Below are 6,357 nucleotides of genomic sequence, written 5' to 3'. Positions count from 1 at the left end.
TTCGAGAAGCATGCCAGCCTGAAGTATAAATATGGCAATCGGAAATTTTGGGCGGAGGGCTACTACGTCAGCACAGTAGGCTTAAACGAAGCAACTGTCGCAAAATATATACGTGAACAGGAAGCACATGACCAAGCAGTTGATAAACTGAGTGTGAAAGAGTATGAAGATCCGTTCAACAGAAACAGTAGCAAGAAGAAGTAAACCAGTTTAACTGGTAAGTGAAAGTGACAAGTTACACTGAGCCTGAACAATTTAATTGTCAGGCTAGCGTCTTTAGGCGCAGTTTGGCAACAGGGGGTTATACCCCAAGTGCAAACCACCCGTTGGACGGGTGGTTTTGATTTTTGGAGGAGGATCGGCGAATAGAGCAGGTGCGCGGGATGCTTTTGGTCAATCTCCCCTGGGCTCATAAGAGACGCCGTTGTGGGACACATATGGTCAATCTCCCCTCGGGTCAGGAAGGAAGTTGGGTCGTGCGACCCTTACGGACACTATCCCCATGGTTCAGAAACAACTTGCCCGGTATAGATGCAATTGCAGCCTATTCTTATTCGCCTTGTTTTCGTGATGAAGGGCCTTCGATCGAATGTTGTAAAGGAAGTATGGCGGCGATAGATGAGTTGTTTGGCAAGAACAAAACAGCCATGGAGATAATATGTTGATGTAACGCCTTCGCCAAATTATGAGGGAATGGGATATTGGCCAAAAGGACTTGAGAGGATATGCCTGAGAAGGTCTGTGGAGGCGTAGACCGTTGATAGGGAGGTAAACGGAGAGAAGGTGCTTATGAGCAACTTGCTGGCGGTTGAGGAACAAATAGCCCGGTTGAAGCGCAGGCCGGGTCGATCTACTTGGTTAGGGGATCCCCGAGGCTACCGCTTCCGGGGGCAGTGCATGTCGGGCATGCACTCCCCGGCGTGCTTGGCTGTGCCTCGTCACGTAGCGCGGTGTATGGACGCATGGGATTCATGTTGCGCCTGGTAGGCCGGATACGGCTGCTGACCCGAAGCCGCGTCTTGATGCTTGCTTGGATCGATCTCCTCCATTTCGCGGGCGGTTGGGAGGCCGGTATGTTGGATGACGAATTGGGTGACTTTGTCGGCATACCGTTCTTTGTCGTAGCAATAGGCAACCGCATGGGTAGCTTGGTCTATCAGCAGCAGTTCCTTGGGCTCGGGCTTGGCCTCGTACATATCGATGCTCATTTTGGTAGGGACAAATATATCCGCTGCTCCGTGGATGAAGAGGATCGGAAGCTTGCAGGTTCGCATTACCTTGATCGGGCTGACATCTTGCAAACGGAATCCGGCTTTGCTTTCCAGCAGGATGTCGATCAGCTTCATGAAGGGCCAGGCCGGAAGGCGATTCAGTACGGTGACCTGATGGCGTATGAGCTCTGTCAGATCGGAATAGGGACAGTCGGCCACGATGAATTTCACGCGCGGATGAGGATTGGCTGCGTACTCCAGCACGGTGCCCCCGCCAAAAGACTGGCCATGCAGCCCGATGGTGCAGTCCTTTCCTTTATTCCCGATAATCCATTCTACCCAGGCTTCAATGTCGCGCTTTTCCTTCAATCCGAAGGTGGTGCGGATCCCCTCGCTCTGTCCGTGCCGCCGCTGATCGATCAAAAGGGCATTGTACCCGAGCTTGAAGAACATGTTCATGAATTGGGCCGACCACGGAAGGGCGGATGTATATCCATGCACGATAATGACGATTCGATCGGAATAGGGATGCTTTTCAATGTACGTGCCGTGAAGCTTCAATCCGTCGTGACTGCGAATAAAAATTTCTTCTTTGTCGCAATCGTCGAATTCCTTTTTGCTGAAGACGCGATATTGCTCCAACAGCTCGAAGCAATTGTCGTAGGTGGCCGGTTTTTTGCGGGTCATCTGGTAGACGGCATATCTCGGAACAATCCATGCGATTAGAACGAAGATAAGGATGAGCGTGCATGCCAGGAAGATGTAGATCATATCCGCGAGTTCCCCTTGTCAGTTATTGTCGATACGATGATACTAGGTTGTGCAGGGAAATGGCAATTTACACATCCCCGAGATAGGATACTGCGGTTATCTAAAGCGTTCTTCATTGGCGTTCGCGGCAGAGGTTCTGTACAATGGGGAAAAAGAGACCCGAAAGGATAAGACACCATGTCCGAACTACATTCAACTCATTCGACATTTATCGATCGTAATCCGACAAAGGGGCCGCGCCGGCTGCTTATCGCCGGAACCGGAAGCGGGACCGGAAAGACGACGGTCACCCTGGGATTGATGCGGGCGCTTACCCGTCAAGGGTGGAAGGTCCAACCGTTCAAATGCGGGCCGGATTATATCGATCCTACTTATCATACGGCCGTATGCGGAGCAAGCTCTCGCAATCTGGACGAATGGATGTGCGGAGCGGAAGCGATGCGGTCGACCTTCCTCCGTCATTCCGCCGCAGCGGATATCGCGCTTATTGAAGGCGTGATGGGGATGTACGACGGGCGCCGCGCCGACAGCGAGGAGGGGAGCGCGGCTTCGATTGCGAAGCACCTCGACTGTCCGGTGCTGCTCGTCATTGATGCGTCAGGCATGGGGCGAAGCGCCGCGGCGATCGTGCTCGGCTTTCAGCAGCTTGATCCCGAGGTGCGCCTGGCAGGCGTCATCGCGAACCGGGTTGGCAGCGAAGGCCATGGCAAGCTGATCCGGGAGGCGGTAGAGCAAATGTGCGGCGTGCCATTGGTGGGCTATGTGCTGCGGGAAGACGGGTTGCAGGTGCCGGAGCGGCATCTCGGTCTCGTCCCGGCCGTGGACCGAGGCGGGCTGGAGACGTTGTTCGACCGTATGGCCGACGCCGTCGAGGCGCATACGGATATGGAGGCGCTGCTGCGCATCGCGGCGGTCAGTGCAGCGGATCGGGAGGAGAAGACAAACGGCGGAAACGGCGGCGGAGCCATGGAGCGGCCGCCCGCGGCGCCCCTGCCCGCAGGCGAGGCGGATGAGGCGGGAGGTGCCGGAACGGAGGCGCCGATCGGCGGGGCGGAGCTGCGGCTGCGGCTGGCGCTCGCTTATGATGCTGCGTTTCATTTCTATTATGCGGATAATCTCGAGATGCTGGAAGAGGCAGGATTCGAGCTGGTGCGGTTCTTGCCGCTCCTGGACGAGCCGGTGCCGGAAGGGGCCGACGGGCTCTATATCGGGGGCGGCTTCCCGGAGGCATTTGCCGAGCAATTGTCCCGATGCGGCCGGACGCTTGATTCGATCCGGGAAGCCGTGGAGGCGGGCATGCCGACGTTCGCCGAATGCGGCGGGTACATGCTGCTGATGGAACGGCTCGTTACCGTTGACGGGAAAGTCTGCCCGTTGGCCGGTCTGCTTCCGGGCGAGACGCGGATGGGCACGAAGCTGGCCGCGCTGGGTTATCGGGAGGTGAGCGGAACGGACGGCAACTTCCTGCTGCGGGGCGGCACGGCGAGAGGACATGAGTTCCATTATTCGACGGTCGAGGAGCCTAAGGCCGGGCCGAAGCAAGCTTATCCTCCGGCCTATCTCTCCCGGGGAAGGGCTGGAGAGAAGCCGGAAGGAGCGGTTCATCCGGCCGGCCTGCCATTCGTTGCCGGGTATACGCATCTGCATTTCGCGTCGAACCCGGAGATTGTGGCGAATTGGCGCGACGCCTGTGTCGCATTTCGTCAAAAGCGTATATAATGAATCAGTACGGGTCTAAAAATGTCAAGGCCGGTATACGATATCCAGCTAGCTATGCCGCGATTGCGGCAAGTGCCGACTAGCGCCAACTATATGTTGACATACTTCATGCATATACGTATGCAATGATCGAAAGGATTTGGAACCGATGTGTGGCATTGCCGGAATCTATCATTTTCATGATCAACAACCATCCGAACATCTCATTCGCAGCATGATGGATTTGATCCATCACCGGGGACCGGACGATGCGAAGCTGTGGATCGGCGACCGGGTCGGCCTGGGCTTCCGCCGGCTGTCCATCATTGACGTTGCCGAGGGAGCGCAGCCGCTGAGCAACGAGGATGATTCGGTATGGATTATTTTTAATGGCGAGATTTATAACTATTTGGAGCTGCGCGAGGATCTGCTCGGCCGCGGCCATCAGTTTAAAACCAATACGGATACTGAATGTATTCTGCACCTGTATGAAGAATACGGAACGAAGTGCGTCAACCATCTCCGGGGGATGTTCGGCTTCGCGATTTGGGATCGGAACAAGCAGGAGCTGTTCCTGGCTCGCGATCATTTCGGCATCAAGCCGCTGTATTATTACATGAACGACGAGATGCTGGTCTTCGGATCGGAGATCAAGAGCATTTTGACCGTCCCGGGCGTGGCCCGGCAGGTCAACATGAATGGCTTTTACAATTATTTGACCTTCCAATACGTTCCCGATCCGGAGACGATGTACGCCGGCATCTACAAGCTGCCGCCGGCTCATTCGATGACGATTCCGCTGGGCGGGCAGCCGGTTATCGAGAAATATTGGGACCCGATGTTCGCACCGGTCGATCGCCCGCTTACGCAGGTTATCGACGAGATTCGCCATGTCATGCGCGATTCGGTAGAGCATCATCTGCACAGCGAGGTGCAGCGCGGGTGCTTCCTGTCGAGCGGCATCGACTCGACGATTACGTCCACGCTCATGCGCTCTATCGAGCCGATCAAGACGTTCAGCGTCGGCTTCGAGGGGGCGAACAATGAGACGATTATCGCCCGCGATACGGCCCGGCAGATCGATACCGAGCACTATGATCGGATCATTACGCAGGAAATGTATTTCGATGCAGTGCCGCGCGCGATCTGGCATCTGGACGAGCCTGTGGCCGATCCGTCCGCGATCGCGCTGTACGAGGTCGCGCGGCTGGCGAAGGAGCACGTAACGGTCGTGCTGTCCGGAGAAGGCGCGGACGAGCTGTTCGGCGGCTACCGCATCTACCGCGAACCGCATTCGCTGCGCTATCTGTCCTGGATGCCGGAAGGAATGCAGCGCATGGTGAACAAGATGGTGCGCGCCATCCCGTTCTCTTTCTACGGGAAAAACTACTTATTGCGAGGGACCACTCCGCTGGAGGAGCGCTTCCTGGGCAATGCCAATATCATGACCGACGACGCGAAGGCGGAACTGCTGCGCGTCGGCGCGGAAGAGGTAGCGGCCTACCAGAAGCCGTTCGATATCGCGCGCCGTTATTATGAACGCACCCGCCATCTCGATCCGGTGTCGCGGATGCAATATATCGATATGAATCTGTGGATGCCGGGCGACATTTTGATGAAGGCGGACAAGCTGACGATGGCGCATTCGCTGGAGCTGCGCGTCCCGTTCCTGGATCGCAAAGTGTTCGACGTGGCCCGTACGATCCCTGCTTCCTACCGGATTGCCGAGAAGACGACGAAGTACGCGCTGCGCAAAGCGATGGAGGGCATTATTCCGGATTCGGTGCTCCACCGGCCGAAGCTCGGCTTCCCTGTTCCGATGCGCGATTGGCTGCGCACAGAGCGGGCCGGCATCATGTGGGAGGAACTGGCCGCAAGCGGCATCGATCCGCTCGTCAACTTGAGCGCGGTGGAAGAGATGTTCAGCCGCCACCGCAACGGCCAGGGCGATTACTCCCGGAAAATCTGGGTGCTGTACGTGTTCGGCCTCTGGTACCGGACGTATATGCGCAAACAATAATCCGGTCCGGTATAAAGAATATAATGAGTTGAAAGGCGCTTCTCCTTGGAGAGGCGCCTTTTTTGGCGTGCCACCGCTTGTATCAGGGCTCCTCAAGGGATGTTCAGATCTATGGGACTGAAAATCACAACATGACACTTAAGACGTTGGCCCATGTTGATCGCGGTTGCACAAAGGAAGGAACCGATAACGAAAATAATCCATCCGGTCAAATAAATAAACCGGCTCCCGAACAGATCCGCCAGCTTGCCCGAGAGCGGGATGACGGTAGTCGAACAGATCATGTACGCCGTCGTCACCCAGGCGAAGATGGCAAACCCGCTTAATTCCTTGATAATGGTCGGCATGGCCGTACCTACGACGGTCTGTTCGAGCGAGCTGAAAAACATCCCCATAATAAGACCGACGAGAACCATGTTGCGCCGAGATTTCGCTATATCTTCCACCGCCATCACTGGCCTCCTTTCCGTACGCTGCGGCATCTCCGAAGAGGGCTTCGCCGCGCTTGCTCCGTCTTTACTTTCTTCAGGTTAAGCGGTATGATGCTAATTGAATTTTTCGGTGTACGGGCAAGAAAAGCGCAAGCTCTTCCCGATCTGTATTAAGTTGGTTTCGGCCGTACGATTTTATGCGTCCATGGCGGTTCAGAAGGCGGGA

The 6,357-nt window shown here is 55.9% G+C and carries 4 protein-coding genes and 1 pseudogene; 3 read left to right on the top strand and 2 right to left on the bottom strand.

Features of this window, described 5'->3' with window-relative positions:
* A partial coding sequence (locus ABD76_RS07390; protein WP_197254502.1) for a transposase occupies window positions 1-204 on the top strand: 204 nt, incomplete at its 5' end.
* A 734-nt stretch (window positions 205-938) separates the two neighbouring features.
* Here the strand turns inward: ABD76_RS07390 and ABD76_RS07385 are convergent.
* Window positions 939-1,982 carry an alpha/beta hydrolase gene (locus tag ABD76_RS07385; RefSeq protein WP_197255613.1) on the bottom strand — a complete coding sequence of 348 codons (1,044 nt, stop codon included), beginning with the start codon at window positions 1,980-1,982 and terminating at the stop codon, window positions 939-941.
* A 177-nt stretch (window positions 1,983-2,159) separates the two neighbouring features.
* On the opposite strand from ABD76_RS07385, the gene ABD76_RS07380 reads away from it, so the two are divergent.
* Complete coding sequence (locus ABD76_RS07380) at window positions 2,160-3,701, top strand: cobyrinic acid a,c-diamide synthase CobB (protein WP_197255611.1); 1,542 nt, start codon at window positions 2,160-2,162, stop codon at window positions 3,699-3,701.
* A 148-nt stretch (window positions 3,702-3,849) separates the two neighbouring features.
* Window positions 3,850-5,700 (top strand): asparagine synthase (glutamine-hydrolyzing), encoded by a 1,851-nt coding sequence (gene asnB, locus ABD76_RS07375; RefSeq protein WP_197255609.1) that lies wholly within the window; start codon window positions 3,850-3,852, stop codon window positions 5,698-5,700.
* A gap of 146 nt (window positions 5,701-5,846) precedes the next feature.
* Here asnB and ABD76_RS07370 read toward each other — a convergent pair.
* Window positions 5,847-6,152: pseudogene (locus tag ABD76_RS07370) on the bottom strand (MFS transporter); the annotation flags it as partial.
* Between the last annotated feature and the right edge of the window lie 205 nt (window positions 6,153-6,357).

Source organism: Paenibacillus dendritiformis, from assembly GCF_015845845.1.
GTDB classification, from domain to species: domain Bacteria; phylum Bacillota; class Bacilli; order Paenibacillales; family Paenibacillaceae; genus Paenibacillus_B; species Paenibacillus_B dendritiformis_C.
This window is presented reverse-complemented; position numbering and strand designations above follow the sequence as displayed.

Excerpts from the sequence above, each read along its gene's own strand:
- ABD76_RS07380 (WP_197255611.1), top strand. The coding sequence starts at position 2,160 with ATGTCCGAACTACATTCAACTCATTCGACATTTATCGATCGTAATCCG.
- ABD76_RS07385 (WP_197255613.1), bottom strand. The coding sequence starts at position 1,982 with ATGATCTACATCTTCCTGGCATGCACGCTCATCCTTATCTTCGTTCTA.
- asnB (WP_197255609.1), top strand. The coding sequence starts at position 3,850 with ATGTGTGGCATTGCCGGAATCTATCATTTTCATGATCAACAACCATCC.